This is a genomic window from Streptomyces sp. NPDC127084 (assembly GCF_042724175.1).
Classification (GTDB): Bacteria; Actinomycetota; Actinomycetes; order Streptomycetales; family Streptomycetaceae; genus Streptomyces.
On sequence record NZ_JBHXFA010000328.1, the window covers coordinates 1 to 2,340 of the forward strand.

Here is a 2,340-nt window from a genome sequence, read left to right on the forward strand (position 1 = left end):
GCCCCGCGCGGCGCCCCGCCCCCGGCGCCGCGCGCCCCCCCCCCCCACGAGGGTGGTGCGGTGGGCGGCGGTCAGAGCAGCGGCCGGTAGAAGCCGGGCTTGGCCTGGCGTGCCCGGGACGCGGTGACGGCGGCGTGCGTGGGCCCGTACTCCGCCTGGTGGGCCGCCTTGACGTTGCCCGCGGCGGTGTGGACGGTGTCGGCCGCGCCCTGCAGTGCCTTGCAGCCGCCGACGACCCGGCCGAAGGCCTCGCCGATGTCGGCGGTCCTCGCGATGTGGCGGGGGTCGACCTCCGCCGCCGCGTTGAGGTCGGCCAGTTCGACTGCGGCGTTGGCGTTGGCGCGCATCCGGACGGCGAGCCTCTCGGCCTCTTCCACGAGCGCGCCGGCGGCACGCTGGAGAGCGGTGAATTTGGCGGTCAGGGCGGTGAAGCCGTTGGCGGCGCCGTCCGCGCCGACGGCGGGTGCGGTCTCTCCCATGCTGTACTCCCTCTCTTTCTGGTCGTCAGTTCTCGTTGTGGATGCGGGCGCTGGGTGCGGCAAGGCCGGAGTCGAGCGCGGCAGCCTGGGTGGGGCGGTAGTCGCGAGCAAGCGCGGCCTCCTCGGCTTCGGCCAGCTCGGCCGCGTCCAGACACCCCCGAGCCATCCGTTCCGCCTTGACCACCAGCAGGCCGACCACTTCCATGAGCACGGCCAGGGCTCGCATCGTGTGCTTGCCGCGCACGTTGTGGTTGTCCACCAGGTCGTACGCCATGGTCTCCAGCTCGCTCAGCAGCTTCCGCGCGTGCCGGGCGAGCAGCGTGCAGTCGTCGTAGGTCTCCATACCGGCCGTGGTCAGCACCCGCAGCGCGGCCAGCGCTCCGTCCAGGGTGATGTCGGTGGCATGGCGGGCGGACATGCCGCCCGCGGCGGGCACCGACCCGCTGACGGGCGCCGACGCAGTCGCGGCCCGGGCGGGCAGTGGAGGCATAGGGATGGGCTCCTTCGGTCGGGTGGTGCCCGGCCGTGACCCGGCCGGACGCTGAGGGGCCTGTGGGAGCTGCCGCGGGCCGGTACCGAGCGCGTCCGGCTCCCACCGCTTCGCGTGGGCTCCGGGCGGGTCGGGGAACTCCGCCGTGACCGTGACCTGTTCCGATTCCGGGTCGGCGGCCGTGTCGAACGGCGACTCCCGAGGCTTCTGCCAGTACGAGGATTCGTACGGCGCTCGGACGTCCTCGTACGGCTGCCTGAACGCCGTGAACAGCCAGTCCGGGAACAGCCAGTCCGGAGCGTCGCGGCCGTACAGGTCGTCGTAGCGCCCGCGCCCGAACCAGTTCCAAGAAGTCCGGTCCTGAGTGTCGTCGCCGGCGCCGGGTGTGCTTGTGGTCGTGTTCTTCGGCGGAGACGTGTTCTTCGGCTGTTTCCGGCCTTTCGGCGGATTCGTGCTCTTCGGAGCGGCCGCCTTCCTCGGAGCGGCCGTGGCTTTCGATGTGCCCTTGCCCGGGGAGCCCTTGCTCGGGGCGGGCTTTCCCGGAGCGGAGTTGCCCTGGCCGGACGCGGGCTTGAAGATCACGCCCTGGTTCTTCCGAGTGCCCTTGCCCGGGGCGGGGTTACTGGGAGAGGGCTTGCCCGGGGGTGGGGTGTTCGGGGGTGGGTTGTTCGGGGCGGGGTTACTGGGAGTGGGCTTGCCGGGGCCGGACACGGGGTTGAAGATCACGCCCCGGTTCTTCCAGCGGTCCTCCATGGTGGCGGCGACGGCCTGCCAGAACGTGACCCGTCCCGCCGCTGTTTTCAGTGCCGCCGGTGTGCGGGGCTGCTTCTTCAACGTGGGTTTGCCGGGTGGGGTCTGAGGCGGTACCCCGGGCTGCGTTCCGTTCGGCTTGGCGGGCGGTGTGCTGTTCCCGCCGGCGGGCTTGTTCGGCTTGGTCAGGACCGGTGTCGACGGCTGCCGCCGGTTCCACCGGTCCTGGACCGGCGGACGCAGCGCCTGAGGGAGTGTCGTGCGCCCCTGTCCGCCGCCACCACCACCGCCGGTGCCGGTGCCGGTGCCCTTCCCGCTTCGGCCTGGTGTCTGGCCGGGGCCGTTATTTCGCTGTCCGGAGCCTCCGCCCCGTCCCAGCAAGCCGCCCTTGCCTGCGCCTCCGCTCCCGTTGCCGTTGCCGTTGCCGCGGTGGCGTGACAGCCAGCCGTTGCTGTTCCGGCCGGAGCCGTTGTTCTGGCCCGTCGATCCGTTGGTGCGGCCGGAGCCGCCACCCCGGCCGGGGCCGCCGGCCGGACCGCGGCCGCCGCCACCGCGCCCGGACGGAGACGTCGGGCGCGGCACGGAGGCGTTGCTGGTGCTGCCTGTCGGCCCGTTCCGGCG

The 2,340-nt window shown here is 73.0% G+C and carries 2 protein-coding genes; both read right to left on the minus strand.

The features are described from left to right. Nucleotides 1-71 precede the first annotated feature (71 nt). Nucleotides 72-479 (minus strand): conjugal transfer protein TraB, encoded by a 408-nt coding sequence (locus ACFWI9_RS33870; protein ID WP_387169043.1) that lies wholly within the window; start codon nucleotides 477-479, stop codon nucleotides 72-74. A 25-nt stretch (nucleotides 480-504) separates the two neighbouring features. Then, nucleotides 505-2,340: hypothetical protein (locus ACFWI9_RS33875; RefSeq protein WP_387169046.1), on the minus strand; the 1,836-nt coding region annotated here is incomplete at its 5' end.